This window comes from Bacillus cereus, from assembly GCF_007678085.1.
In the GTDB taxonomy this organism is placed as follows: Bacteria; Bacillota; Bacilli; order Bacillales; family Bacillaceae_G; genus Bacillus_A; species Bacillus_A cereus_BE.
This window is the reverse complement of the sequence record NZ_VEDW01000059.1, coordinates 1-227: the sequence shown is the minus strand read 5'-3', so window position 1 is coordinate 227 and position 227 is coordinate 1. Positions and strand designations below refer to the sequence as shown.

Here is a 227-nt window from a genome sequence, read left to right as displayed (position 1 = left end):
TGGGCCTAAATGGACTCGAACCATCGACCTCACGCTTATCAGGCGTGCGCTCTAACCAGCTGAGCTATAGGCCCATACAAATTGCAGGATTTATTTATATCATATCCTCATTTAAGAGTCAATACTTAATTGAACTCTCAAAACTAAACGAAAACGAAACACGGAAACTTATATTGATGAACAGCGTTCATCAATTCTCCATAGAAAGGAGGTGATCCAGCCGCACC

Annotated in this window: 1 tRNA gene; it reads right to left on the bottom strand. The window is 41.9% G+C overall.

The features are described 5' to 3' along the window. Positions 1-74, bottom strand: a tRNA-Ile gene (locus FS742_RS27370). Positions 75-227: the final 153 nt, after the last annotated feature.